Annotated in this window: 25 protein-coding genes; 22 read left to right on the plus strand and 3 right to left on the minus strand. The window is 61.3% G+C overall.

The window, feature by feature from the left end; translation table 11 throughout:
* Nucleotides 1-156: 156 nt before the first annotated feature.
* From AC1D2N_RS18665 to AC1D2N_RS18705, 9 genes are all read left to right on the plus strand, one after another.
* Nucleotides 157-1,185, plus strand: a complete 1,029-nt coding sequence (locus AC1D2N_RS18665; RefSeq protein WP_477981743.1) for a substrate-binding domain-containing protein — start codon at nucleotides 157-159, stop codon at nucleotides 1,183-1,185.
* A gap of 69 nt (nucleotides 1,186-1,254) precedes the next feature.
* On the plus strand, nucleotides 1,255-2,793 hold the full coding sequence (locus AC1D2N_RS18670) for a sugar ABC transporter ATP-binding protein (protein ID WP_130729691.1): 1,539 nt from the start codon (nucleotides 1,255-1,257) through the stop codon (nucleotides 2,791-2,793).
* Nucleotides 2,794-2,821: 28 nt separating this feature from the next.
* Complete coding sequence (locus AC1D2N_RS18675; protein WP_130748211.1) at nucleotides 2,822-3,814, plus strand: ABC transporter permease; 993 nt, start codon at nucleotides 2,822-2,824, stop codon at nucleotides 3,812-3,814.
* 1 nt (nucleotide 3,815) lies between these two features.
* Nucleotides 3,816-4,820, plus strand: coding sequence for a sugar-binding transcriptional regulator (locus AC1D2N_RS18680; protein ID WP_017991367.1), 1,005 nt, complete (start codon nucleotides 3,816-3,818; stop codon nucleotides 4,818-4,820).
* Nucleotides 4,817-5,812 carry an aldo/keto reductase gene (locus AC1D2N_RS18685; protein WP_130729617.1) on the plus strand — a complete coding sequence of 332 codons (996 nt, stop codon included), beginning with the start codon at nucleotides 4,817-4,819 and terminating at the stop codon, nucleotides 5,810-5,812. The genes AC1D2N_RS18680 and AC1D2N_RS18685 overlap by 4 nt, the downstream gene beginning before the upstream one ends.
* 12 nt (nucleotides 5,813-5,824) lie before the next feature.
* Nucleotides 5,825-7,573: a glycerol-3-phosphate dehydrogenase/oxidase gene (locus tag AC1D2N_RS18690; protein WP_130729618.1), complete on the plus strand. Its 1,749-nt coding sequence runs from the start codon at nucleotides 5,825-5,827 to the stop codon at nucleotides 7,571-7,573.
* Complete coding sequence (locus AC1D2N_RS18695) at nucleotides 7,546-8,388, plus strand: class I fructose-bisphosphate aldolase (protein WP_130729619.1); 843 nt, start codon at nucleotides 7,546-7,548, stop codon at nucleotides 8,386-8,388. Before AC1D2N_RS18690 ends, AC1D2N_RS18695 begins: the two co-directional genes overlap by 28 nt.
* Before the next feature lie 31 nt (nucleotides 8,389-8,419).
* Nucleotides 8,420-9,949, plus strand: coding sequence for an FGGY-family carbohydrate kinase (locus AC1D2N_RS18700; RefSeq protein ID WP_130729620.1), 1,530 nt, complete (start codon nucleotides 8,420-8,422; stop codon nucleotides 9,947-9,949).
* On the plus strand, nucleotides 9,946-11,571 hold the full coding sequence (locus AC1D2N_RS18705) for a GMC family oxidoreductase (RefSeq protein WP_130729621.1): 1,626 nt from the start codon (nucleotides 9,946-9,948) through the stop codon (nucleotides 11,569-11,571). Before AC1D2N_RS18700 ends, AC1D2N_RS18705 begins: the two co-directional genes overlap by 4 nt.
* Before the next feature lie 95 nt (nucleotides 11,572-11,666).
* Here the strand turns inward: AC1D2N_RS18705 and AC1D2N_RS18710 are convergent, their stop codons facing one another.
* The 3 genes from AC1D2N_RS18710 to AC1D2N_RS18720 all read right to left on the minus strand — a co-directional run bounded on the left by AC1D2N_RS18710 (nucleotide 11,667) and on the right by AC1D2N_RS18720 (nucleotide 13,669).
* Nucleotides 11,667-11,870, minus strand: a complete 204-nt coding sequence (locus AC1D2N_RS18710) for a cold-shock protein (protein ID WP_003550088.1) — start codon at nucleotides 11,868-11,870, stop codon at nucleotides 11,667-11,669.
* Between the two features lie 112 nt (nucleotides 11,871-11,982).
* The gene (locus AC1D2N_RS18715; protein WP_018245845.1) at nucleotides 11,983-12,495 is read right to left on the minus strand and encodes a hypothetical protein; all 513 of its coding nucleotides are present in this window, start codon (nucleotides 12,493-12,495) and stop codon (nucleotides 11,983-11,985) included.
* A 250-nt stretch (nucleotides 12,496-12,745) separates the two neighbouring features.
* Complete coding sequence (locus AC1D2N_RS18720; RefSeq protein WP_130718990.1) at nucleotides 12,746-13,669, minus strand: LysR family transcriptional regulator; 924 nt, start codon at nucleotides 13,667-13,669, stop codon at nucleotides 12,746-12,748.
* 100 nt (nucleotides 13,670-13,769) lie between these two features.
* Between AC1D2N_RS18720 and AC1D2N_RS18725 the strand changes: the two genes are divergently transcribed.
* The 13 genes from AC1D2N_RS18725 (at nucleotide 13,770) to AC1D2N_RS18785 (ending at nucleotide 26,779) form a co-directional block, all read left to right on the plus strand.
* A complete protein-coding gene (locus AC1D2N_RS18725; protein WP_130729692.1) occupies nucleotides 13,770-14,795 on the plus strand; it encodes a YeiH family protein in 1,026 nt (341 codons plus the stop codon).
* Between the two features lie 99 nt (nucleotides 14,796-14,894).
* Nucleotides 14,895-16,445, plus strand: coding sequence for an acyl CoA:acetate/3-ketoacid CoA transferase (locus AC1D2N_RS18730; RefSeq protein WP_130729622.1), 1,551 nt, complete (start codon nucleotides 14,895-14,897; stop codon nucleotides 16,443-16,445).
* The gene (locus AC1D2N_RS18735; RefSeq protein ID WP_018245841.1) at nucleotides 16,442-17,248 is read left to right on the plus strand and encodes an SDR family NAD(P)-dependent oxidoreductase; all 807 of its coding nucleotides are present in this window, start codon (nucleotides 16,442-16,444) and stop codon (nucleotides 17,246-17,248) included. The genes AC1D2N_RS18730 and AC1D2N_RS18735 overlap by 4 nt, the downstream gene beginning before the upstream one ends.
* Nucleotides 17,245-18,096, plus strand: a complete 852-nt coding sequence (locus AC1D2N_RS18740) for a MaoC family dehydratase (protein WP_130729623.1) — start codon at nucleotides 17,245-17,247, stop codon at nucleotides 18,094-18,096. The genes AC1D2N_RS18735 and AC1D2N_RS18740 overlap by 4 nt, the downstream gene beginning before the upstream one ends.
* Nucleotides 18,093-18,860 carry a histidine utilization repressor gene (gene hutC / locus AC1D2N_RS18745; RefSeq protein ID WP_018245839.1) on the plus strand — a complete coding sequence of 256 codons (768 nt, stop codon included), beginning with the start codon at nucleotides 18,093-18,095 and terminating at the stop codon, nucleotides 18,858-18,860. Before AC1D2N_RS18740 ends, hutC begins: the two co-directional genes overlap by 4 nt.
* The gene (locus AC1D2N_RS18750) at nucleotides 18,857-20,362 is read left to right on the plus strand and encodes an HAL/PAL/TAL family ammonia-lyase (RefSeq protein WP_018245838.1); all 1,506 of its coding nucleotides are present in this window, start codon (nucleotides 18,857-18,859) and stop codon (nucleotides 20,360-20,362) included. The genes hutC and AC1D2N_RS18750 overlap by 4 nt, the downstream gene beginning before the upstream one ends.
* 70 nt (nucleotides 20,363-20,432) lie before the next feature.
* Entirely contained in the window at nucleotides 20,433-21,365 is a 933-nt protein-coding gene (locus AC1D2N_RS18755; RefSeq protein ID WP_197728332.1) for a glycine betaine ABC transporter substrate-binding protein, read from the plus strand.
* The gene (locus tag AC1D2N_RS18760; protein WP_477981750.1) at nucleotides 21,362-22,333 is read left to right on the plus strand and encodes an ornithine cyclodeaminase family protein; all 972 of its coding nucleotides are present in this window, start codon (nucleotides 21,362-21,364) and stop codon (nucleotides 22,331-22,333) included. Before AC1D2N_RS18755 ends, AC1D2N_RS18760 begins: the two co-directional genes overlap by 4 nt.
* A gap of 5 nt (nucleotides 22,334-22,338) precedes the next feature.
* Nucleotides 22,339-23,157 carry a phosphate/phosphite/phosphonate ABC transporter substrate-binding protein gene (locus AC1D2N_RS18765; RefSeq protein ID WP_130729625.1) on the plus strand — a complete coding sequence of 273 codons (819 nt, stop codon included), beginning with the start codon at nucleotides 22,339-22,341 and terminating at the stop codon, nucleotides 23,155-23,157.
* A 37-nt stretch (nucleotides 23,158-23,194) separates the two neighbouring features.
* Nucleotides 23,195-23,827 (plus strand): ABC transporter permease, encoded by a 633-nt coding sequence (locus tag AC1D2N_RS18770; protein ID WP_018245834.1) that lies wholly within the window; start codon nucleotides 23,195-23,197, stop codon nucleotides 23,825-23,827.
* The gene (locus tag AC1D2N_RS18775; protein ID WP_018245833.1) at nucleotides 23,824-24,459 is read left to right on the plus strand and encodes an ABC transporter permease; all 636 of its coding nucleotides are present in this window, start codon (nucleotides 23,824-23,826) and stop codon (nucleotides 24,457-24,459) included. The genes AC1D2N_RS18770 and AC1D2N_RS18775 overlap by 4 nt, the downstream gene beginning before the upstream one ends.
* Before the next feature lie 22 nt (nucleotides 24,460-24,481).
* Complete coding sequence (locus AC1D2N_RS18780) at nucleotides 24,482-25,423, plus strand: ABC transporter ATP-binding protein (protein ID WP_112907084.1); 942 nt, start codon at nucleotides 24,482-24,484, stop codon at nucleotides 25,421-25,423.
* A 240-nt stretch (nucleotides 25,424-25,663) separates the two neighbouring features.
* Nucleotides 25,664-26,779, plus strand: coding sequence for a hypothetical protein (locus AC1D2N_RS18785; RefSeq protein ID WP_197729241.1), 1,116 nt, complete (start codon nucleotides 25,664-25,666; stop codon nucleotides 26,777-26,779).
* Nucleotides 26,780-26,918 lie beyond the last annotated feature (139 nt).

The raw sequence follows: 26,918 nt of genomic DNA on the forward strand, positions 1-26,918 counted from the left end.
ATATTTCACAGTATGAATTATATTGACAGCGCTCTGCCGTTGCGATTATCTGCCCATACCGGATTTCGAGGAGGAACTCCGGTCTTCAATGGATCATCGGCAGCCGCTGAGGCGCCGCCGGATATTTGGGAGGGGCTTCGGCCTCGAGGAGGAAACTTGCGCAATTTTCTAAGCACGACCGCATTGGCGGTCCTTGCATCGACGCTTCTCGCCGGCGTGGCCAGCGCGGACACGGAAAATCCGTTCCGCTGCAAGCCGGGTGAAAAATACGTCATGAATGTCATGGTGTCGGGCGTCGAATATTGGTTCCCGGTCTATGAAATGTTCAAGCAGGCCGGTCAGCAGCTCGGCTGCGAGACCGCCTATACCGGCACGCCGGAATATGACGTCAACAAGCAGATCGCCACCTTCGACCAGGCGCTGGCCCAGAACCCGGCCGGTATCCTCGTTCATCCGATGAACTCCGATCCGTTCATCGAGCCGATCAACCGGGCGATCGACCAGGGCACGGCGGTCGTCACCTTCGCAGCCGATGCACCGCTTTCCAAGCGCATCTCGTTCGTCACGTCGGACAATACCCGCGAAGGCACCTATGCGGCCGACGCGATTGCCGAAAAGATGGGTGGCAAGGGTGAATATGCCGTTCTCGAAAATCCGGGCCAGGACAACCACGACAAGCGTATCGCCGCCTTCATCGCCCGTATGGAGGAAAAATATCCTGATATGAAGCTGGTCGGCCGCGCTGCGTCCAACCAGGACCCGAACAAGGCCTATCAGGGCCTGATGAGCTTGGTGCAGGCCCATCCGAATATTGGGGCCGTCTTCATGCCGGAAGCGAATTCGGCCATCGGCGCTTCGCAGGCCAACAAGGAAAGCGGCGGCAAGATCCTCGTGATGTGCGCCGACGTCAATGCCAACATCCTCGACATGATCAAGGCGGGCGAAGTGTTCGGTTCGATCAATCCGAACCAGGGCATGCAGGGTTACATGGGCTTCATGCTTTTGTGGCTTGCCAAGCATCCGGAACTCATCGACCCAATGAACGACGCCAAGCGCGCCGGCTTCAACCCGATGAGCATTCCGTTCGTCGACAACGGCCTGTCGATCGTCACGGTTGATAATGCCGACGATTTCTACTGGGACAAGTATCTGAAGCGGCGGGGCACCAAAGGCATCGAGGAGTAAGCCTTTGTGCCGGCTGTCCGGGGGCAGGAAACTCCGGACAGCCACCGCGAGCGTGAGGAGGAGACGATGATGGCGTCGGTGCCGGTTCTGGAAATCCGCAATGTCAGCAAGCACTTCGGGGCGGTGAAGGCGTTGACGGATGTGAGCTTCAGCCTGGAGAAGGGCGAGGTTCATGCGCTTTGCGGCGAAAACGGCGCGGGCAAGTCGACGCTGATGAACATCATTGCCGGCGTGCTGCAGCCGACCGAGGGCGACGTTCTCGTCGATGGCGCGCCGGTAAAGGTGACGTCGCCGGCCGTGGCGCAATCGCTCGGGCTTGGCCTCGTGCATCAGGAAATCGCGCTCTGCCCCGATGCGACGGTGGCCGAGAACATGTTCATGGCAGCGACCAACCGCCGCCGCTCGCCTTTCATGAATTATGGCCGGCTGGAGCGGGATGCGCAGGTCGTGATGAATCGTCTGGCACCAATCGACGTGCGCCGCAAAGTCGGCGATTTGTCGATTTCCAGCCAGCAGCTTGTCGAGATCGCCAAGGCACTGACGCTCGATTGTCGCGTGCTGATCTTCGACGAACCGACGGCGGCTTTGACGGAATCGGAGACCCAGATCCTGTTCGAAATCATCCGCGACCTCAAGGCGCAGGGTATTTCGATCATCTATATCAGCCACCGCATGGCCGAAATCTTCAGCCTGTGCGACCGGGTCACCGTCTTTCGCGATGGCCGTTATGTCTCGACGGAGAAGGTGGCGGATTTGACGCCGGATGATGTGGTGCGCCGCATGGTCGGGCGCGAGATCACCCAGCTCTATCCGGAAAAGCAGGCGCCGGCGGAGCGGACCGATGAGATCATCTTGAGCGTCCGCGATCTCGGCGACGGCAGCCGCTTCACCGATGTGAGCTTCGACCTGCGCAAGGGTGAAATACTCGGCGTCGGCGGGCTGATCGGCTCGGGGCGCACCGAGATAGCCGAAGGCATTTGCGGATTGCGGCCGGTAACCGACGGTAAGGTGCAATTGCATGGACAGCGGCTGCGGGCGCGGTCCTATGCGCAGGCAGCGCAGGCGGGCGTCGTCTACCTGTCGGAAGACCGGAAAGGCTCCGGCATTTTTCTCGATCTTTCCATTGCCCAGAACATTGCCGTTCTCGATTTGAAATCGCTGACCGGACCACTGGGACTGTTGAATTCCAAGGCCGAGGCGGATCGTGCCCACAACCTGGCCCGGCGGCTCGGCGTGCGGATGGGTGGCATCGACATGCCGGTCTCGTCGCTGTCCGGCGGAAACCAGCAGAAGGTGGCGATTGCCAAGCAGCTGGCGGTCGATCCCAAGGTCATCCTGATGGACGAGCCGACCCGCGGCATCGATGTCGGCGCCAAGTCGGAAATCCACCGGCTGCTGCGTGATCTCGCGGGCTCCGGCATCGGCATCGTCGTCATCTCGTCGGAACTGCCGGAACTTCTCGGTCTATGCGACCGGGTGCTGGTCATCCACGAAGGCACCGTTGCAGGCGAGGTCGAGGGCGAGACTATGACGGAAGAAGCGATCATGCGGCTCGCCTCGGGTATCGGCGGTCACAACAATTCAAAGGCATCAGAGCATGCCGCGTAGGGAAAAAGCAGGGGCAGGAGACAGGGTCATGGCGGACGCTACGTTGGCAACGGCACATCAGGCACGCACGCCCGGCTGGAAACGGCTGGGAACGATGCGCGAGGCGGGATTGATCGCGATCATCCTGGCGCTCTGCATCGTCATGAGCTTTGCCTCGCCGCATTTTCTGACGCTCGGCAACTTCCGGGCGATGCTGATGTCGTTCTCGGTGGAAGGGATCGTCGTCGTCGGCATGACCATCCTGTTGATCGTCGGCGGCATCGACCTGTCGGTCGGCTCGGTCGTCTGCGTCTCGATGGTGCTGTCGGGCTCGCTGTTCCTGATGGGGCTCGATCCGTGGAGCGCTTCCCTGATCGGGATCATCGCCAGCGGCATGATCGGCTGTGTCATGGGCTTCTTCGTCACGGTCGTCGGTCTCAACCACTTCATCACCTCGCTTGCGGCGATGGTCATTGTGCGTGGCATCTGCCTGATCATCACCAAGGGCACGCCGCTGTCGCTGTTCACCTTGCCACCTTCGTTCAAGGCGGTCGGGCAGGGCACATTCTACGGCGTTCCCTATGTGATCCTGATTTTTGTCGCGGTCGTCGTGCTGTTCGATTTCTTGCTGCGCCGGGCAACCGCCTTCCGCAAGGTGTTCTACACCGGCAGCAACGAGAAGGCGGCGCTCTATTCCGGGATCAAGACCAACCAGGTGAAGTTCTGGGTGACGGTGCTCTGCGCCACGCTGTCCGGCGTTGCCGGGGTGATCTACATGTCCCGCTTCGGTGCCGCGACCCCGACCTTTGGGGTCGGCATGGAGCTCAACATCATCGCAGCCGCGGTGATCGGCGGTGCATCGCTGAATGGCGGCTCCGGCACGATCTTGGGGGCAATTCTCGGCATTGCCCTGCTGTCGGTCGTAACAAGCTCGTTGATCTTGCTCGACGTGTCCGTCTATTGGCAAGACATGATCAAAGGCTGCATTCTGCTTGCCGCCGTCTCGATCGACCATTTCCTGCACAAGCGGAAGGCTGCCTGATATGCCGATAGCCAAACTCAAACCCGCAAATGCGCCGCGCGAGGAAATTGTCATCGCCCGGCAGATGCACCAGGCTCTGGTTCTGCATTTCCTCGAGGGGCTGACACAGGCGCAGATTGCCGATCAGCTCGGCATCTCGCACGCCACCGTCAACCGCTTGATCAAGCGCGGCCGCCAGCTCGGCCTGGTCGAGATCAAGATCAAGTCGCCGGTCGAGCCGCTGGTCGATATGGAAGAACGGCTACGAGCGCTTGGCGGCATCGGCCGCGCCGTGGTGGTGCCGACCGTGTCGGACAATCCGCAGACGGCGCTCCAGGCCGTCGGTGAAGCGGCAGCGCGGTTGCTGCTGGAAGAGATCATCGACGGCGATACGATCTGCATCACCGGCGGCAAAGGGGTGAGCGCCGTCGTTGCCGGTCTGCAGCCGCCGCGTCGGTTCAATGTCGAGGTCATTCCAGCAACCGGCTGCGTGCAGGGTAAACACTATACCGACGTCAATCATGTCTCGACCTTGATGGCCGACCGGCTTGGGGGACGTTCCTACCAGATCCATGCGCCTCTCTTTGCCGATGATGCCGAGCAGCGGGCGATGCTGATCAACATGCGTTCCGTCGCCGACGTTTTCAAACGGGCGCGCGAGGCGAAGGTGGCGGTGGTCGGCATTGGCTCGATCCTGTCGGACGATTCGAGCTATTACGACCTGCATCCGTCCTCAAGCACCGACCGCGCCGCGATCGAGCGGTCCGGCGCCTCCTGCGAATTGCTGGCGCATCTGCTCGATGATCATGGCCAGGTCTGCGACTACAGCCTCAACCGTTCGCTGGTGTCGCTGACGCTGCCGGAATTCGCCTCGATCCCCACCAAAATTGGTGTGGCGAGCGGGCCGAACAAGGCAGGCCCGATCCTCAGCGTTCTCAGGGGCAATCATCTCGATACGCTGGTGACCGATGAGGCGACGGGTGCGCGGGTGCTGGCACTGGCGAATGGCGAAGGAAAATGGGCATGAGCGGGCAGCAATTGACACGTGAGATCGGCAAATCCGGCGTTTCCGCCTCGGCGGTGGGACTGGGCACCTGGGCGATCGGCGGCTGGATGTGGGGCGGGACCGATGAGGCCGAATCCATCGCCGCGATCCAGGCATCGCTCGATGCCGGCGTCACGCTGATCGACACGGCTCCAGCCTATGGGCTTGGACGTTCCGAGGAGATCGTCGGCAAGGCACTGAACGGGCGCCGCGACAAGGCTGTCATCGCCACCAAATGCGGCCTTGTCTGGCATACGCAGAAGGGTCGACATTTCTTCGATCAAGACGGCAAACCGGTCCACCGTTATCTCGGCCGCGACGCGATCCTGCACGAGGTCGAGGAAAGCCTGAGGCGGCTCGGAACCGACTATATCGACCTCTACATCACCCATTGGCAGGACCCGACGACGCCGATCGAGGAAACGATGCGGGCGCTGGAAGACCTGCGCATATCGGGCAAGATCCGGGCGATCGGCGCAAGCAATGTCAGCCCCGACGACCTCAATGCCTATATTGCTGCTGGTGGTCTCGATGCGATCCAGGAGCGGTTCAGCATGATCGACCGGGAGATCGAGGCGGAGCTTCTGCCGCTGACCAAGGCCAACAGCATTGCGACGCTGAGCTACTCGTCGCTGGCGTTGGGGTTGCTGTCCGGCACCATCGGTCCCGACCGTGTGTTTTCCGGCGATGACCAGCGCAAGGACAATCCGCGCTTTTCAGTCGACAACCGCCAGAAGGCGACGGCGCTGGCCAACGCCATCCGGCCGGTCGCAGAAAAACACGGCGCGAGCATCGCCCAGATCGTGATTGCGTGGACGCTGGCGCAGCCGGGCATCACTTTTGCACTTTGCGGGGCGCGCAATCCGGCACAAGCGCTCGACAATGCGCGGGCCGGGACCATCCGGCTGGATGCGGCCGATCTTGCGGCCATCGATTCGGCCATAGCGGCGAAACTGACTGACATGGACAGGTAGCGGATCGCCATCATGAAACGGCAAGAGATATTGGACGGGCTCCGCCAGAGCCCGAAGGTGGACGTGTGTGTCATCGGTGGCGGCATCAACGGCATCAGCGTCTTTCGAGAACTGGCGCTGCAGGGACTGAGTGTGCTGCTCGTCGAGAAGCACGACTATTGCTCCGGGGCCAGTTCGGCGCTGTCGCGCATGGTGCATGGCGGGCTTCGCTATCTTGAAAATGGCGAATTCAAGCTGGTGCAGGAATCGCTGGTCGAGCGGGACCGGCTGTTGCGCAACGCGCCGCATTATGTCGCGCCGCTGCCGACGACGGTGCCGGTGTTCGATATCTTTTCCGGCCTCGGCAATGGCATCGTCCGCTTCCTGGGCCTCAGCCGTCGCCCGAGCCGCCGTGGCGCCGTCGCCATCAAGGCGGGCCTGAGCATCTATGATTTCCTGACGCGCAAGCGGGCATTGATGCCGCGCCACCAGTTTCGCGGCCGGCGCACGACGCTTGCCAAATGGCCGGCGCTCAATCCCGACATCAAGAGTTCCGCCACCTATTTCGACGCCTGGGTCAGCCATCCGGAGCGGCTAGGTATCGAGCTTCTGCAGGATGGTCTTTTAGCAAAGTTCGGGGCGATGGCGCTGAACTATGCCGAATTGCAGCGGACAGAGGATGGCCAATATCGTGTCGAAGACCAGATCGGCGGCGCGTCCGTTATCGTCGAGCCGACGCTGATCATCAACGCCACCGGCGGCTGGATCGACATCGCCAATCAGACCCTGTTTTCGCCGGAAGCGCGGCCGTCACCGCTGATGGGCGGCACCAAGGGCTCGCATCTCATCATCGACAATGCGGACCTGCGCGACGCGCTCGCGGATCACATGATCTACTACGAGAACGAGGACGGGCGGATCTGCATCCTGTTTCCTTATCTCGGCAAGGTTCTCGTCGGTTCCACCGATATCCGCGTCGATGATCCGGAAACGGTGCGCTGCGAGGCGGACGAGCGGGATTATATCCTGCAATCGCTTGCCTTCGTGCTGCCAGGCATTCCCATCCGGCCCGAACAAATCGTTTTCCAGTTTTCCGGCGTGCGGCCGCTGCCGGCCAGCACCGACAGTTTTACCGGCCGCATCCCGCGCGATCACTTCTGCACGCTCGTAGAGCCGAAGGATGGTGGTCCGCCGGTACTGTGCATGATCGGCGGCAAGTGGACGACATTCCGGTCCTTCGGGGAACTGGCGGCCGACATGGCTTTGGCAAGGCTCGGCAGGCGCCGCCGCGTTGCGACAACCGATCGGCCGATCGGCGGTGGTCGAGCATTTCCCGCCAACGCGCCCGCCTGGCTAACGCAGATGGCGGCCGGCAAAGGCCTTTCCGGAGGGCGCATGGCTGAACTGTTTGCCCGATACGGCACGGATGCTGAGGCAATTGCCGGCTTCATCGCGGCAGGCCCCGATGCGGCGCTGCCGCACGCCGGCTACTCGATGCGCGAATTGCAGTTCCTGATCCGCGAGGAAGCGGTGGAACATCTCGACGATCTGCTTTTGCGGCGCACGACGCTTGCCGTTTTGGGCGAGCTTACGCTCGACATGATGGATGCCGCACTCGACCTGCTGGCGCAGGAAAAGCGCTGGACGCTCGCGCATCGCGCCGGTGAGCGCGACCGTTTTCTCACCCTTCTCAACCAACGCCACGGCGTCGACGAAGACATGCTTTCAGCAAGGAACGAACCAAGGAGCACAGAATGCGACACAACAGCAAAGTCCGGATGAACCGGCTGTTCGGCGGCGGCCGTTGCCTCGACGTGGCGATCGATCACGGCGTCTGCAACGAACCATCCTTCCTCAACGGGCTGGAGGACATTGAGGCCGTCGTCAAGGCGCTGGTTTCTGCAGGGCCGGACGCGATCCAGATGAATTACGGCCAGGCCGACCTGCTGCAGCATGTGCCCGGCAAGGACAAGCCGGCGCTGGTCCTGCGCATCGACATGGGCAATCCCTATAACCGGATCCGCCACCGCGACATGTGGGCGGTGCTGCAGAACGAGGCCGAGCCATTGATCGGCGCGATCGAGATGGATGCCGCCTGCGTCGTCGTCAACCTGTTCATGCTGCCGGACGAGCCGGACCTGTTCCGCCAGTGCGTTGAGAATATTTCCCGCGTGCGGGCCGATTGCGACAAGTATGGCATGCCGCTGATGATCGAGCCGCTGGTGATGCAGCCGGTGACGGAAAAGGGCGGCTACATGGTCGACGGCGATGCCGACAAGATCGTGACGTTGACGCGGCTCGCCCGCGAGATGGGTGCGGATATCGTCAAGGCGGACCCAACCACCAATGCCGAGGATTTCCACAGAGTGGTGGAAGCAGCGCGTTGCCCGGTTCTGGTGCGCGGCGGCGGCAAGGAGGATCTTCGTGCCGTCTTCGACAAATCCGCGGCCTTGATGCGGCAGGGTGCAATGGGCATGGTCTATGGGCGCAACATCTATCAGCACGCCAATCCGAGTGCCGTGGTGCGCGGGCTGATGGCGATCGTGCACGAGGACGCGAGCGGCGAACAGGCCTTTGCGCTCTATCAGCAGGGCTGAGCAGCGATTTCGAATCTCGGGAGGGTTCTGCATGGGAGAGTATCTTTTGGGGCTAGACGCCGGAAACACCGTTATCAAGGCGGTGATTTTCGACCGGCACGGCAACGAGATCGCGGCTGCGTCCGAAGAAGGACACAGCCGCATGCCGAGCCCGGGGCATGTCGAGCGAGGGTTGGACGAACTCTGGACAAATGCACGGCAGGTCATCCGCGCCTGCATCGAAAAGGCAGAGATCCAGCCGGAGGAAATCGCCGCGATCGGTTGCGCCGGGCATGGCAACGGTCTTTATGCGCTTGATCGCGACGGCGCTCCGCTGCTCGGCATCCAGTCGCTCGACACGCGGGCGGCCGGGTTGGTCGATGAATGGCGAGAAGCCGGCGTTGGTGACCGGACCTATCCGATTGCCCGCCAGCGTCCATGGCCATCCCAGACCCCGACATTGCTTGCCTGGCTTAAGCGTCACCGGCCGGATTTGTTCAACCGCATCGGTACGGTGTTCTTCTCCAAGGATTTCGTCGTCAACCGCCTGACCGGCCTGCGTGTCAGCGAAGTGTCCGACATGTCGGGGGCCGGTCTGCTGGATCTTGCCGCGCGCCGCTACGACAAGGCGCTGATGGGGGCCTATGGACTGGACGATTGCATGGACCTCTTGCCGCCGCTCATCGAAAGCGCCGACATTGCCGGGACGGTGACGGAAGAGGTGGCGGGGCAAACCGGGCTCGCCGCTGGTACACCGGTGGTCGGCGGACTGTTCGACGTCGTCGCCTCGGCGCTCGGCTCCGGCGTTGCGCGCACCGGCAGCGCCTCGATCATTGCCGGCACCTGGAGCATCAACCAGGTCATCATCGACAGCCCCGACCTCGACGAGCCAGTCTTCATGTCCTCGACCTTCGATCGCAGCCGCTACATGGCGATGGAGAACAGCGCCACCTCGGCTGCCAATCTCGAATGGCTGGTGCGGGAGTTCTTCGAAGGCGAGCATGCTGAAGGCGTTTCGCCCTTTGATGCCTGCTGCGCGCTGGCCGGGGCGATCGAGCCCGCGGCAGACGACCCGCTATACCATCCATATCTCTATGGCGCCCAGCAGGACGGCCACGCGCGTGCCGGCTTCTACGGTCTTGCCGGTTGGCACACCAAGGGGCATCTCGTTCGCGCGCTTCTCGAAGGTGTCGCCTTCGGTCATCGCCAGCACATCGAGACGATCCGAAAGGCGGGCGCGGTCTTCAACGAAGCCGTGCTGTCCGGCGGCGGCTCGCGCAGCCTGATCTGGCCGCAGATCTTCGCCGATGTGCTCGGCGTTCCGGTCAGCGTTGCCCGCTCGCGTGAAACCGGTGCGCTGGGAGCGGCGATTGCGGCCGGAACCGGCGTCGGCATTTTCGCGGACTTCGGCGCGGGTGCTGCGGCCATGGTTCGGGCAGAGCGGTATTATCGTCCGGATGTCTTGCTTGAGGCACACTATGCGCGGCGCTACGCTCTTTATCAGGATATCGCCGAAGCGATGGCACCGCTCTGGCGGCGTCTGACAGCGGTCCCGCCGGCGGCAGCGGGGGCGGCGGCATGAACATGCGTGTGAATGATGCGGCCATTGATGGGGGAAGCTACGATTTCATCATCGTCGGCGCAGGATCGGCGGGATGCGTTCTGGCCAACCGGCTGTCGGCCGATCCGAAAACCCGTGTCCTGTTGCTCGAAGCCGGCGGCAGCGACCGGTATCATTGGGTGCATGTGCCGATCGGCTATCTCTACTGCATGGGCAATCCGCGCACCGATTGGATGATGAAGACGGCGGCGGAGGCCGGACTGAACGGCCGTTCATTGCCCTATCCGCGCGGAAAACTGCTGGGCGGCTGCTCGTCGATCAACGGTATGATCTACATGCGCGGCCAGGCGGCCGATTACGATGGTTGGCGGCAGGCGGGCAATTCCGGCTGGGGCTGGGACGACGTGCTGCCCTATTTCCTGAAATCCGAGGACAATTATCGCGGCAAGTCGCCGATGCACGGGGCAGGCGGCGAATGGCGGGTGGAAAAGCAGCGGCTTTCCTGGCCGATCCTCGATGCCTTTCGTGATGCCGCTGAAGAACTCGGTATCCCGAAGACCGACGATTTCAACGATGGCGACAATGAGGGCTCCGGCTATTTCGAGGTCAACCAACGCGGCGGCCTGCGCTGGAATACGACCAAGGCCTTTTTGCGCCCGGCAATGAAGCGGCCCAATCTATGTGTGCTGACCAGCGCCGAAACCGAGCGGCTGGAATTCGACGGCAGAATGGTGACCGGCGTGCGATTCCGGCTGAACGGGCAGAATCATCTGGCTCGCGCCGGTCGCGAGGTCATTCTCTCTGCCGGTGCGATCAATTCACCGAAAATCCTGGAGCTTTCCGGGGTCGGTCGCCCGGATGTGCTGTCGGCTGCGGGACTCGACGTCGTCCATGAACTTCCGGGTGTCGGCGAAAACCTGCAGGACCATCTGCAAATCCGTACGGTCTTCCGCATCGAGGGCGCAAAGACGCTGAACCAACTCTATCACAACCTGTTCACCCGGGCGGGCATGGGGCTTGAATATATGCTGCGCCGGTCAGGGCCACTGTCGATGGCGCCGAGCCAGCTCGGTATCTTTGCCAAGAGCGACCCCGCTGTTGCGACCGCCGATCTCGAATATCACGTACAGCCCTTGAGCACCGACCGGCTCGGCGAGCCGCTGCACAAATATCCCGCCGTCACCGTCTCCGTCTGCAATCTGCGGCCGGAAAGCCGCGGGACCGTGCATGTTGGCGGCCCGGACCCTTCCGTGGCGCCGGAAATCCGACCGAATTATCTTTCGACCGTCGGCGACCGGTTGCTTGCGACGAAATCGGTTCGGCACGCCCGCCGGCTCATGGAGGCCGGCGCCATTCGCAAGTACCGGCCGCAGGAAATGCTGCCGGGCCTGGAATACCAGAGTGACGAGGAGCTGATCCGTCGCGTCGGCGATATCGCCACAACGATCTTCCATCCGGTCGGCACCTGCAAGATGGGCAACGACGTGATGGCGGTTGTCGATCCGCAATTGCGGGTGCATGGGCTGGCGAAACTGCGGGTGGTCGATGCATCGATCATGCCGACGATCGTGTCGGGAAACACCAACTCGCCGGTGATAATGATTGCCGAGAAGGCCGCGGAGAGCGTCCTATCAGGGGCGTAATTAGCCCCTCGCATTCACTAAAGTGAATGCGTGGAATTGCGGCTCGTGACGATGAGCCCAACCCGCTCAATGCAGGTTGGGCCATCGATTTTCGATCAGAGAGTCGAGACGTTCTCAGCCTTCGATTTTCCGGTCTTGCGATCCTGGCCAACTTCGAAGCTGACCTTGTCGCCTTCGCGGAGCGACCCGCCGCTTTGCAGCGCAGACACGTGAACAAAAACGTCCTGCCCGCCACCCTCAGGGGTGATGAAGCCGAAGCCCTTGTCGTCATTGAAGAATTTAACGGTACCTGTCGGCATGAGATAAATATTTCCTTGTATCGTTCGACGATTTGCGAAGGCGAAACTATAGCTTCGACGCTTCTCTATCAACCCTTTAGCACACTCGTGGCTTTTTGAACGCAAAAAGACGTCAGCTCCGACGAAGCTCAATGCGGCTCGTAACAACCGATCGACCGGTAGCAGGGTCGGTATCGATGGTTGTGAGGCGCATGCCCGATGCTCCGGTTTTTTCGATCGTCATCTGCGCACGCCGATCGCCGTTGACTTCTTTCGCCCATCTGATCGCGAGACTTATGGCATTACCAGCGCGCTTTCCGCCAAGACCCGCGGTGCCGGTGCCCGCGCCCACGTAGGAGCCAGTGTAGGTGTCACCAGTGGCCTTGAGGTTCGCGCTGATGACGCGGGAAAAAACGACAAGGCTGGTACAACGCCCATTGAGTGCGAGGGAACTTGCATTCGCATCCGATTTGAAACGGCAAGTGACTTTAATGGTGGGTGCATTTGTCCGCACTTTCACCGTCCCGTTACCGCTCCAACTTCCCGCCAGTGTTTTCAAGAAGGCGGATTCGTCGGCGTGGGCGGCGCCTGCCGTTGCCATTGCGGCCGTCGCAACGGCGATGGAGCATGCAAGGACTTTGATCATGTGAATCACTTTCGATCGCGCTACATCAGGACCGCCACGCTCGGTTGTCGAGGAGGAAGGCGGTCATATAACCGCCGCACGTGGTTTTCGTTCCATACGGGAAGCATCGATTGGGCTCGCAGCCACCACCATCTCGCGAACAGGAACCTTCGCCGGGGCCTTCGCGAGCTCGTCCGCACGGCAGCCTGAAATCAAAAACACCCATCAGTCGCCTCGGCCTCAACCGAGACAACCTCTTGAGGATCCACATCTAGAGCGCCCAGTCCTCCCCATTTTTGACTTCGGCAGCTTTATCCTCGCGGCAAATCGTTTCCAGCGCCAATGAGGCACGGCTGGAGTGCCTTTGCTTATGCCGCAGGATTGCAAATTGCCGGGACGGCAGAGGAAAGCGCACCTTCACCAGCAGACCTTGCGTCAAGAGCGGCGCCGCCACGGCACCTGAGACGACCGTCGCGCACAGGCCCTCTCTTGCTGCCGATATAACCGCCTCGTTCGACGGCAGTTCAAGCGCGACAGCCAGATTTCCGGGGGCTATGCCGAGATTGGAAATCGCCGCCTCGAAAGCCGACCGGGTTCCGGACCCTTTTTCCCGCATGACCCATTTCGTGCCCGAAACCAGCTCCGTCGGTGCAATTGCCTTGCCACGCGCCCAGGGATGACGCGGGCCGACAACGACAAGGAGTTCGTCCTCGGCAAGCGGCTGAATATTCAGCGCCGGCTCGTCAACGCTGCCTTCGACGAAGCCGACTTCGGCCAATCCATCAAGAACCGCTTTTGCCGCCGTGGTCGTGTTGCCAATCATCAGCTTCAGGTCGATGCCTGGGTAGCGGATCTTGAAACGCATCAGCATCGCCGGCAGCCAGTAGCTTGCGATCGTCTGGCTTGCAAAAACGACCAGTTCACCCTTTTGCAAGCCGCCGAGATCGGACAAGACGAGTGCTGCCGCCTTGGCGCGCGCCAGCGTCGCTCTTGCCTCCCCCAGAAACACCCGTCCTTCATATGTCAGCTCTATGCGGCGTCCGACGCGGTGGAAAAGCTCGACGCCATAGGAGGTCTCGAGATTGCGGATCGCCGAACTGACGGCCGATGGCGTCAGCCCGATCGCGGAGGCAGCATTGGTCAGATGCTCGCGTTCCGCAACCGCGACGAAAATGGAAAGCTGTTCAAATGTCATGATCAATCGTTCGATTTTGCCGAATGAATCATACTAAACTATTCAATGGAAGTCGACAATTGGGTGTGGGACAGTGCAGTCCTTCCGCAAGGTCTTCCCGATGCTCGTTTCCGCCTCCCGTTCCCCGTCGTTTCCTGCCGTCCTGCCGGGACTCGTTCTTTGTGCGGCGGTCACGCTCGCTGCGCATCTTGTTGAGCGGCTGCAGTTGATGATTTTCGGCTCGCATTGGATCGAGAGCCTCGTGCTTGCCATTCTGATCGGCATTGCCGTGCGCTCTTCGGTCTGTCTGCCGCAGACTTTCATCCCCGGCATCCAGTTCGCCGCCAAGACGCTTCTCGAGATTTCCGTCGTGTTGCTTGGCGCCTCGCTCAGCACGGCTGCCATTCGGCAGGCTGGGCTCCCGCTTGTCGGCGGAATTGCCGTTCTGGTTGCTCTGTCTTTGGCCGGCAGCTTTCTGATCGGACGGCTCTTCGGACTGTCGGCCAGCCTGGCGACCTTAGTTGCTTGCGGCAACTCGATCTGCGGCAATTCTGCGATTGCCGCAGCAGCGCCCGTGATCGGCGCCAAACCGGATGATATCGCGGCCTCGATAGCCTTTACCGCGCTGCTCGGCATCGGCGCAGTGCTGACGCTGCCGCTTCTTCATCTCCTCTTGGGTATGAGCGCCGTGCAATATGGCGTTTTCGCAGGCCTGACAGCCTATGCCGTCCCGCAGGTATTGGCGGCCACGGCCTCTGCCGGAGCCGTCAGCACCCAGGTGGGCACGCTCGTCAAACTGATCCGCGTGATGATGCTCGGACCGGTCATCCTTCTGCTCGGTGCAGTTCATGGCCGCCGCGCTGGCGGCTCTTCAGTCAATCTCCGCCATGTTCTCCCCTCGTTCATCCTCGGTTTTGCAGCTATGGCGACACTTCGTTCTCTCGACGCGATCCCGGCGCCGCTGCTGCCCGGGATGTCGGCTGTCTCCGCCACCTTCACCGTCACCGCCATGGCCGCTTTGGGTCTCTCCGTCGATGTCAGATCCGTCGCCCATACCGGCGGTCGTGTCCTCGCGGCGGCGGCGCTGTCGCTGTTGGCACTGGCGGCTCTCGGGCTTTGCCTGATTGGACTGCTGAATATCGTCTGATCGAAGGTGGTATGCCTAAAATACTGGCAAAGATTCCAGTTGCCTTACAAACGATCGGCGACTAGCCTGTATATACAGGCCGGGGAAGCAAAGATCGTCATGCGGGTCATCTCTTCACAGCAAGCTGCGGATCTTCTCGAAGACGGGATGACTGTCGCTGCTTCGGGTTTTGGAGGATGCTGTCATCCCGAAGCGATCACGGCGGCCGTCGAGGAGCGTTTCCTCGCCTCTGGAAAACCCCGCAACCTGACACTTCTGTTTGCTGCCAGCACGGGCGATCGTCAGACGCGCGGCATGGGGCACTTCGGTTATGAGGGCCTCGTCGCCTGCGTGATCGCCGGGGGATGGCGCGGAACGCCTCGCCTTGGCAGGCTGGCGATCGAGGAGAAGATCGAAGCGCATTGCTGGCCGCAGGGCGTCATCGCGCAGCTCTATCGGGCGATTGCCGCCGGTCACCCTGGAGTGGTCACCCATATCGGGCTCGGCTCCTTCATGGATCCGCTTCATGGCGGCGGCCGCATGAATGCGACGACGCCGCGTGCGCTTGTCGAGCGTGTGTCGTTGCGCGGCAAGGAATGGCTGCTTTATCCGTCGATGCCGCTCGACTGCGTGCTTTTGCGCGGAACGACGGCCGACGAAGACGGCAACATCACCCTCGAGGACGAGGCGTTCCCACTCGACGTGCTCGCCATGGCGCAGGCGGGCCGAAACTCCGGTGGCATCGTCATCGTCCAGGTCAAGCGGATTGCCGAGCGCGGCTCGCTGCCGCCGGGCGATGTTCGCATCCCGGCGGTGCTCGTCGATTATGTCGTCGTTTGCGATGATCCGGCCCAGCACGGCGTCAGTTTCGCCGAGACGGACAATATCGCCTATACCGGGCGCGTCCGCATGGCGATGAGCCGCCTGCAGCCGGCGCCACTGTCGGTCGATAAAATTATTCAGCGACGTGCCTTCCTGGAGCTGGCGCCGCTCAATCGCCCAACCATCAACCTCGGCATCGGCATTGCCGCCGGGATCGGCCGCATCGCCAGCGAAGAGGGATTCGACGATTATACGATGACGATCGAATCCGGCGTCATCGGCGGCGTGCCGGCCGAGGAGCTGTCCTTTGGCGCCGCCGTCAATCCGACCGCCATCATCCCACAGGCATCGCAGTTTGATTTTTACGACGGCGGCGGCCTCGATATCGCCTTCCTCGGCATGGCCGAGGTGGATCGGCACGGTGCGGTCAATGTCAGCCGCTTCAATAATTCCATCGTCGGGGTCGGCGGCTTCACCAATATTTCGCAGACGGCCAAGCACGTTGTCTATCTCGGCGCGTTTTCGGCCGGTGGCGCTGAAATTGCCGTTGCCGACGGCACGCTCGACATCATCCAGGACGGCCGCTTCTGCAAGATCGTCGATGATGTCGACCAGATCAGTTCGAGCCCCGCCTTTGCGCCGGAAGGGCAATCACAGCTCGTCGTCACCGAACGGGCTGTCTTTCGGGTAATTGACGGATGCCTGACGCTGACGGAGTTTGCCCCCGGCATCGATCTTGCCGCCCATGTTCTCGATCGCCTGCCGAAGAGCGTCGCGGTGTCAGATCGGCTGAAGCAGATGGATGCGCGTCTGTTTTCGCCCCACGCCATGAAGGACTTTGCCCCATGAAAATCGATGGAGCCGCCATCATCGTCACAGGCTCGGCAACGGGCGTCGGGGCTGCATGCGTCAAACAATTCGCCGCGGGCGGTGCCAGGGTGGTCGTCAACTACAGCCGCAGCAAGAAAGAGGCCGATGAGACTGGCGATATCTGCCGCAGCCTGGGCGCGGAGGTGGAGATCGTCCAGGCCGACGTTGCCGATGACGCGGCTTGCCGCCGAATGGTCGCGATTGCCGTCGATCGATGGGGGCGGCTCGACGCCTTGGTGAACAATGCCGCGATGACGGTCAAATCCGATCCTTTCGATCTGGAGACATTGTCGGCCGAAGATTTTCAGAACGTTTTCGGTGTCAATGTCATCGGCGCCTATCAGATGTGCCGGGCGGCAGTGCCTGCGATGCGTGACAGCGGCGGCGGTGCGATTGTCAATGTCTCATCCAATGTTGCCTTTACTGGCGGCGGCAGCTCGCTTGCCTATACGGCCTCCAAGGGCGCGCTGAATGCGCTGACCTTGGCCCTGGCGCGCACCTGCGGTCCCGATATCCGCGTCAATGCCGTTTGTCCTGGCATCATCGATACGCGCTGGATGCGCGACACGCTCGGGCCGGACGCCTATGGAGCCACTGCCAAGCGATTTTCGGACGCCGCGCCGCTCGGCCGTGTCGCGACACCGGAAGACGTTGCCGGCGCCATTGTCTGGCTTGTTCAGGGTGCCGACTTCGTCACCGGTGAATTGCTGTCCGTTGACGGCGGCATCCGCCTGTCCGGAGGCGTTCGCAAACCCGCGACATCTGGGGGCGCCGCATCGTGACGCTGCCGGCCCAATCCATCCTCGACTTCCCGGTGCCGCAAGCAACACATGTGGTCACCGCAAGAGATGCCATCCTTTACGCCCTGTCGGTTGGCTACGGCACCAACGCGCTCGACGAAAAGGCATTGAACTACGTCTATGAACGCGATCTCGTGACCGCGCCGACCCTTGCCAATATCGTAGCGCATCCAGGCCCATGGATGCGACAGACAGGCGTCGACTGGGCGCGTCTCGTGCATTCCGAACATCGCCTGACGATCCACCGGCCGGTCCCGCTTGATGTGCCGCTGACCTCTCGCTCACGCGTCCTCTCGGTAGTCGATCGCGGTGTTGAAAAAGGAATGTTCGTCAGCTTCGAGCGCCTGATCGCAACCGCGGACGGTGACGAGCCCATCGCGACGATCGTCCAGACGAACGCGTGCCGCGGCGACGGTGGATGCGGTTCGGCGGGATTTGCGCCTGAACCCTTGCCCAAAGTCCCGGACGGAGAGCCGGACTTCGAATTCAATGTCGACATCCCTGGTAACGCCGCTCTCATCTATCGCCTGAACGGCGATCTTAATCCGCTGCATGTCGATCCGCAGGCAGCCGGCAAAAGCGGCTTTGACCGGCCGATCCTGCATGGGCTGTGCAGCTTCGGCCATGCGGGCTACGCCATCCTCGCTGCCATCGATCCAGGCATGGCGACTGGCTTGAGCGCAATCGCGGCGCGTTTCAGCGCACCGATCTTTCCCGGAGAAACGATCACCCTGCAGATATGGCGCAACGGCGCCGAGATTCACTTCAGGGGGCTCGTTGCTTCGCGGAGCGCTATCATCCTCGACAATGGCGTGGCGAGGCTGTCATGACGAAAGCAGTCAAACCGGCCGCCGGCGAAGCGCGCCATTATATCAGGATCAAGGAGCAGATCCTGGCCGACATCGCCGAGGGCAAGCTGCAGCCGGGAGACCGGGTATCCTCCGAAAGCGAACTGGTGGCGGCATTCGGCGTCAGCCGCATGACGGCGAACCGGGCCCTGCGGGAGCTGATGTTCGAGGGCGTTCTCAAGCGATCCGCCGGGATCGGAACGTTCGTGTCGCCAAAGCACCTCGACGTCGATCTGCTTCAAATCCGCAACATAGCCGACGAAATACTGGAACGGGGTCACACGCATAAGGCGGTGGTCGTCAAGGCCGGGCTGATGAAGGCGGATGCTAACGTTGCCGACGCGCTCCAACTGATCCTCGGCGCTGAGGTGATGCATTCGCTGATCGTGCACATGGAAAACGACCAGCCCATTCAGGTCGAGGAGCGCTATGTCAATCCGCTGGTGGCGCCCGATTATCTGTCTGCCGACTTCTACAGCATGACGCCGCACGAATATCTGACGCAGGTCGCACCGATAACGGCGTTCGAACATATCGTCCAGGCCGTCAAACCGGATAGGGCCATACGCAAATATCTCGGCCTGAAGAATGATCACCCTTGCCTGCGCGTCTTTCGACGGACCTGGTCGGGCGAGGCCGTCGTGACCTGCGCGCTTTTATACTATCCCGGCGCGCAATATCGGCTGGAAGCACGGTCCAGCAAGGGTCCCTCTAAGCCCGTCGCCATTCTCGGAGAGAAACAGTGAGCGCCACCCATTCTCCATCGATCATCTTCAGCGCGGCTCCGCCGACGATCGAGGACATCGCAGCGGTTGCCCGTCGTCATGCGCGGATTGAGATATCCGCCGAGGTCGAAGCCCGGATTGTCGCGGCGCGTGCCGTCGTCGATCGCTATACGGCAAACGATCTGCCGGTCTATGGCCTGACGACGGGACTGGGAGCCGGTGTCGACACGCGACTTGCAACGGAAGACCTCGTGGCGTTCCAGATGCGTGTGCCGCAAGCCCGCGCCGTCGGCGTCGGACAACCGCTCGCACAGGAATCCGTGCGGGCGATGATGGCCGTCAGGGCTGCCGGCATGGCGGCTGGCGGTTCCGGCGTTTCGCTGAAAGTATTCCACGGTCTGATCGCCGCCATCAATGCAAGTGTCCATCCCGTCGTCCCATCATTGGGCTCGATTGGTGCGGCGGATTTGGCTCCGCTTGCCCATATGAGCCGCGGCCTTCTCGGCTTCGGCGAGATCGAGCTTGGCGGCGAAGTGCTGCCGGCCGCCATCGCTCTTGAAAGGGCCGGCCTGAAGCCCCTCGAATTGGCGCCGAAGGACGGGCATGCGCTTGTTGTGGCCAACAGCCTCTCCATCGGCCTCGCCTGTCTGGCGCTTGAGGAGATCGAGCGGCTCTTCGATTGGTCCCTGAAGGCGATTGCCGTTAATTTCGAAGCGTTCCGGGCCAATGTCAGCGTCTTCGACGATCGCGCTCTGGCTGCAAGACCCGCCTTCGGGCAACGCCGTGTCGCCGCTCAACTGATGGAGCTGCTTTCGGGCAGCTCCTTGCTTGCCGCCGATGCAGCAAGACGTCTCCAGGATCCTTTGAGCTACCGTTGCACGCCGCAGGTCTGGGGTGCGTTGAGGCATGCGATCGACGAGGCAAGGCAGGCGACCGAGATTGAGCTCGTCAGTTCCGGCGACAATCCTGTCGTGATCGTATCCGAGGGCGTCATTCTTTCACACGGCAATTTTGACATGACCGCGTTTGTGCTCGCCTGGGAAAGGCTGGGGCAGGCGATGGCGCATTGCGCGGCAGGCACCGCCTATCGGATCATGAAGATCATGTCGCCTGCCATGTCCGACCTCCCGCGCTTCCTGACCGCGATGGGCCAGAGCCGCACCGGCTTTGCGACCGTGCAAAAGACCGTCTCGGCCATGGAGGCCGAAATCCGCCATCTGGCCATGCCGGTTTCGCTTTCGCCCATTCCTGTTGCCGATGGCGTCGAAGACCAGGCGTCGATGGCTCCGAGCGTTTTGGCAAAGACGCAGGCGATCGTCGAGCGCCTGCGCTATCTCACTGCCATCGAACTGATCGCCTCGGTACAGGCCGTCGAGCTGCGAGGGGTCTCAGGCGAATTGGGCAAGGGATCGGCGGAAGCCTATGCTTTCGTCCGCACCCAAGTCCCGGCGCTCGAAGAGGATCGCGCACAAGGGCCGGATTTTGCGACGATTGCCGCATTGATCGGGCTCGGCCCGCAATAAGCGCGGTTCGCCACTGCCCCGGCAAGAAGGGCAGGGCACTGACCGGTCATGCCGGCGGTCATTCTGGGGAATGCCGTCGGTTCGTTCATTGAAAAGTCAACAAGAGGGAATGGTTATGAAAAATTGGACAAAAGGCATCTTTGCAGCCGGCATCATGGCAGCCGCCATGTTCCAGCCTGCATCCGCAGAGACCATCAAGGTCGGCAGCAAGAATTTCACCGAGCAGTTTATCCTCGCCGAAATGTACGCCGCCGTTTTGGAAAATGCCGGCATCACCGTCGAGCGCAAGATCAATCTCGGCGGCACGCTGATTGCTCACCAGGCATTGGTGGCCGGCGAGATCGATCTCTATCCGGAATATACTGGCACAGCGCTCGCTTCTGTCGTCAAGGGTGAGATGTCGACCGATGCCGACAAGGTCTACACTGAGGTCAAGGATTTCTACGCCAAGCAGTTCAACCTCACATGGCTGAAGCCGAGCGGCATCAACAACGGCTACGTCATCGTTGTCCGGCAGGAAACGGCGCAGGCCAGCAATCTGAAGAGCCTGTCGGATCTCGCCAAGGTTTCCAAGACCCTGGTCTTCGGCGGCGGTGCTGAATTTCCCGACCGCGCCGATGGCCTGCCCGGCCTGAAGCGCGTCTACGATGCCGAGTTCAAGGAGTTCAAGCAGTTTGCCAAGCTTGGTCTTCGTTATGATGCACTGGACCAAAAGGACATCGACGTCGCCAACGGTGCAGCGACCGACTGGCAGATCGGCTCGAAGAACCTCGTGCCGCTGGCAGACGACAAGGGTCTGTTTCCGCCCTACTACGTGGCCCCCGTTGTCCGCCAGGACGTGCTGAAGGCCAATCCGAAAGTTGCCGAACTGCTGGAAGCGGTCGGCACCCATCTCGACAACGAGAAAATGCGGGTCCTCAATGCCAAGGTCGAGACCGACCACGAGGAAGCCAAGGACGTGGCGGTCGATTTCCTCAAGGAAAACGGCCTGCTGCCGAAATGATTGTCATGCCCCGCGGCCGGATATATGACGAGGTTCTCGATGCAGTGTCGAAGGCGCTGGATGCGCAGGGCAGGGGCGAAACCGTCATCGAGCCGCGCGTCCATCTTGTGCCAGAGAGCTCCGACAAAGGCCATTTCAACGTGCTTCGCGGCTATGTCAAAGCGCTGAACTATGCCGGCGTCAAAGTTGTCGGTGACTTCGTCGACAACTATAAGGTCGATCTGCCCTCGGAGCTTGCGGTCCTCAACCTGTTCGACCCGAACACCGGCGTGCCGAAGGCCATCATCGACGCAACTGCTATCACCGACATGCGCACCGGGGCCGTGACTGCCCTTGGCGCAAAATATCTCGCCCGCAAGGACAGCAAGATTCTCGGTCATATCGGTGCGCGCGGAACCTCTTACTGGAATGTCCGGCTTCTCGACCATCTCTTCGACTTCGAGGAAATCCGCGTGCATTCGCGCCGGCCGGAAAGTCGCGATGCCTTCGCAAAGCGTCTTGAGGCGGATCTCGGCAAGAAGATCGTTGTCACCGACAATTGGCAGGATTGCCTCAAGGGCGCCGACATCATGGTCGAGGCCAGCCGCCTGCCGGAACCAGCGCCGCTGTTCAAGACCGAATGGGTGAAGAAGGGGGCCTTCGTCGTGCCCTATGGCACGATGAGCGCACTTGAATTCGATCTCACCGATATCATGGACAAGGTCGTCGTCGACGATTGGGGACAATGCGGCCCCGGCAAACCTTTCGGGGCGCTTCGCCGTCACGTCGACGAGGGCAAGGTGACGGCCGAGAACTTGCATGCCGAAATCGGCCAGATCGTCTGCGGCATGAAGCCCGGCCGCGAAAGTGATGAGGAGACGATCCTGTTTTGGCATCGCGGCCTCAGCACGACCGACGTGGCGCTCGGCGCCGCCATGGTCGACAAGGCAAAAGAGATGAACATCGGCCAGCGGCTTCGGTTCGCATAGTCGCCATGGTGATGTCCAAGCCGATCGCCTGTTCGAGAATGTATAATCTCAGCCCGCGCATTCGCGGCCTGTGGGACGCGCTGTTTGCGCTGGTCAGCTCGCAGTCCAGCATAGAACTCGAGATCATCGCTCATGCAGCACCAGCCCCCCTGTCGGAATTATGGGCGAGGCCGGACATGGGCGCGGTCTTCATGTGCGGCTATCCGTTTTCGCGCATGCGCGAGGCTGCGCGACCGACGATGCTTGCCGCAGCCGTCTCGAGCGAGGCATGGTCTTTGGACCAGCCGCTCTATGCCAGCCACATTCTCATCGCCTCCACCGGGCCAGTCAACGCGGTGGCCGATCTCGCTGCGGCACGCTGGGGCTGGACCGTGCGCGATTCTCAATCGGGCTACCACGCGGCGCGCTCCTTCCTTGCCGGCCAGTTTGCCGGGAAAATGAAGCAGAGCATGACGGTCGGACCGCTGCTCAACCCTTCAGGCATCGTCGCCGCCCTCAAGGATGGCAGGATCGATGCGGGCGCGATCGACGCTTACGCCTTCCAATTGTTGTCGATGCACGAACCCGACGCGATCGATGGTCTTCGTATTCTGGCGACGACCGAGCCGCTTCCCGCGCCGCTATTGGTTGCCGCGCAGACATTGCCTGTGGACATCACCACAGCGTTAAAGCAAAGCCTCGTGGCATTGCATGAAACGCCTGAGGGAGCGGCGGTTTTGGAACGGCTCGGCCTCAGGCGATTTTCGGCGGTCACTCCGTCCGCCTACGATATTCTGCCGCAGAGAGCCGACGACGCCGATCGCAGATTGGGGATCCCATGGTAGACAGGCGAATGAGCGCCCGGACGCGGAGGTCTCGGCGATGAAATGGGTCCCTAAACATCTCGACCGGCTATTCGAAGCGCTGTTGGAGCACCTGTATCTCGTTTTTTCATCGGTCGGCATTGCCCTGGTGATCTCGCTGATCGTCGGGATATGGGCGGCAAGGCGACCGCGAAGTTTTGCGGCCATCGTCATCTTCACCGGTATCCTGTTCGCCGTGCCCAGCCTGGCGCTGTTTGCGCTTCTCATTCCCATCATGGGTATCGGGGCGGCGCCCGCTATAACAGGTCTTGCCGCCTATTCGCTGATGATCCTGATCCGCAATATCGGCATGGGATTTCAGGCTATTCCGCGTGACATACTCGAAGCTGCCGACGGCATGGGCTACGGCACGGCGCGGCGGATCTGGGAAGTCGAGCTGCCGCTGGCGATGCCCTATATTGTCGGCGGCATCCGCATTGCCGTGGTAACAGTGATCGGCATCGCGACCGTTGCCGCCTATATCAATGCCGGCGGGCTCGGCGTCATCATTTTCGAAGGCATCGACCAGCGGTTTCCTGAAAAGATCATCGCAGGCGGGCTGCTGACGTCATTTCTGGCGCTCTTTGCCGACTACTGTTTTGCGTCGTTCGAAAAGCTGCTGCGCCGCCGCAGTGGAGGTAAAGCGGCATGATCGTGATCGATGCATTCAGCTGGATCTTCGACAACTCCGGCACCTTCTTCAACGCTTTCAATCGCCATCTTCTGATGTGCGTCCTGTCGCTCGGCATCGCTTTTGTCATTGCCGTGCCGCTCGGATTTGCCGTCGCACGGGCACCCCGCGCCGCCTTTGCAGTGGTCAATATCGCCGGCGCCTTGCGCTCCATACCGAGCCTTGCGATCCTGTCGGCGACGATGCCTTTCCTCGGAATCGGATTGTTGCCGTCGGTGATCGCCCTCATCGTCCTTGCCGTGCCGCCGCTGCTGTTGAACACGATCATCGGCATTCGCGAGATCGACGCCTCGGTGATCGATGCGGCCGATGGAATGGGGATGAGCGCCGGGCAGATGCTGTGGGAGATCGAACTTCCTCTGGCCGTTCCCGCGATTCTGTCAGGCGTCAGGACGAGTGCCGTCCAGGTGATCGGCGGGGCGGCACTCGCCTCCTTTATCGGCGGCGGCGGACTTGGCGATTTCATCAATGCCGGCATTGCGATCATGAACATGCCGCGCCTTCTCGTCGGAGCGGTCCCGATAGCCCTGCTCGCAATCTTTGCGGAATTGGCGTTCGGCGCCCTGGAGCGCGTCTTCACTCAACGGCGCTAAGCGGCCGAAAGCGGATATCAGGATGATTCATCTCGATCATGTTACGAAGAATTACGACGGAAGCGGCCAGCATGCGGTCGACAATCTCGATCTCCTGATCGAGACCGGTACGACGGTTGCCCTGATCGGTCCTTCGGGCTGCGGCAAGACCACGACCATGCGCATGATCAATCAGTTAGAGACCCCCACGACGGGACGTGTGCTGGTCGACGGCAGGGATATCGCCCGGGTCGATCAGAAAGAGTTGCGCCGCAGCATCGGCTATGTCATCCAGCAAGTCGGTCTGTTTCCGCATATGTCGATCGCACGCAACGTCGCAACCGTACCGCGGCTTCTCGGCTGGGAAAAGGTGCGCAGCGATCGCCGCGTCGACGAACTCCTGGATCTCGTCGGTCTTGATCCGGCCATCATGCGGCAGCGTCTTCCGCACGAATTGTCTGGCGGGCAGCGTCAGCGCGTCGGTTTCGCCCGCGCTCTCGCCGCCGATCCGGCGATCATGCTGATGGACGAACCGTTCGGCGCGATTGATCCGATCACCCGCGTCCGGCTTCAGGACGAATTCCGCGATATTCTCAGGAAGGTGAAGAAGACCGTCGTCATCGTCACGCATGACCTCGATGAGGCAATCAAGATGGGCGATCGCATCGCGATCATGCGGGATGGCCGCCTCCTTCAATATGATAGCCCGCAGGAGATCCTTGCGCGTCCCGTCAATGAATTCGTCGAGAGTTTCCTCGGCCCTGACCGAGCCATAAAAAGGCTGAGCTTGATTGCCGTATCGACGATCATGACCACGCCGGAACCGTCCAACGGCGATGCCGAGATCGCCGCTGACGCCACGGTTCACGACGCCTTGGCGCTCATCCTCTCCGGTGAGATGCCGGGCCTGCATGTCCGAGCCGCCGATGGCACGCTTGCGGGATATCTGTCGCGGGACACTTTGTTGCGCGCCAATCGGCTGTAGGGCAATTCCGGTAAAAGTGCGCAGCGGTTTTGCTCGACGCGGAACAAGACCACCGGCCCTTGCCGAAGAGATCACCATGCCAATGCTACCCACGCGTGCTGAAAGGGATTGCCGATCGCCTGTCTCAGGCTGTAGATGAGTTTCGCACAATGGGATTGTGCAAGCGGCCGGAATGACGTCAACTCCGCTCGTTCGTTATCGGTCACTGTCTGAAGCTTTCCCAGCGCACTGCGCTGCCACATGAGGGGACCTACGCCATTGTCTTCGCTTGTTCTTCCTAGTCGCCCGCTCTCGTTGGCGCGCAACGTCATCTCCACCCCGAATGCTTACTTCTGGTCAACGCCCATCATCCTGGCACTGGCTGTCTTTCTATTCGTCTCGGAAGCACCAGGCGTAATCCGCGATTTCCAGATCAGCCAGAACCCTTTGACGCTGGAAAATGGCGACGTGCAAAACGGGCGATGCACGACACGCAAGGCAGTCTTTACCGATTGCGAGGCACGCCTTGTCTACAGCTACGGCGGACGAGACTACGACACCGATGTCGAGGTCATGTTCGTCGATTTCCATACTGGCGACTACGAAACCGGTCTTGTGATATCCGCCGATCATCCGGAACTTGCGACGATGAGCTTGGGTCTGGACATGCTGTGGAACCGGATCATCACGCTCACCGTGTTCGCGCTACTGTTTGGCGGCATGGGCCTGGGGATGATTTTTCTCGCTATCCGCATCTGGTGGGTCAAGGGCCAATTGCTTCGGCCTGCCATGCTGACCCCCGTTCCGGTCGAGGTCACCGCATTCGACCGCAGACGCGGCGTCCTTTCCATCACCTACAATGACAAGATTGCCAACGACAAAACGGGGCGATCGGCTTACACGCGCATGAAGAATGGAGAAGAGCCTCTGATCGTCGGGGAAGCCAATGGCAAAGCGATCGGACTGGCTGTCAGGCACGGCAATACTGCCCTGCCAGTGCTTCTGGACGATCGTCTGCAGCGCGTGAAGCTTACGGATGATGAGCGCAACGCGGCTCTAGCACCTTTCGCGCACCAGCAAGAAAGCGATCGGAGTGTGCCGGTTTTGATCGAAGACCCCAAGCAGGCGGGGGTATCGATCTGGAGGCGATTGCAGGTTTTCTTCGGTATGTTGCTTCTGATCCTCGTCGGTGTGGTCGGCTTCTGGCTTTGGTACGTCACGACCTCCACGACACCATTCCAATCGCCTGGCATGGACATCAACAATCTTATGCCGGCGCCGTTAAACGAGTGGGGATGCGGGCAGCTCAAGAAGCGGTTTGGTCAGGATCGCGCGCCTCTTGGTTGCGTCGCCGACGATTACACGAGCTGGAAATAGCAAGACGGTCCGCGCTGTTTGACCGAGCCTTCACGATCGGCGGTAGACCAGGGCGGGCCGTTTTGCGGTGAAAGCTTTCGGCGTTTCTGCGTCCAAATCAGTCCTGAACACATGTGAGGCCGTCAAAGCGACCGCTCGC

It is taken from the genome of Rhizobium sp. P1_B8, assembly GCF_056406515.1.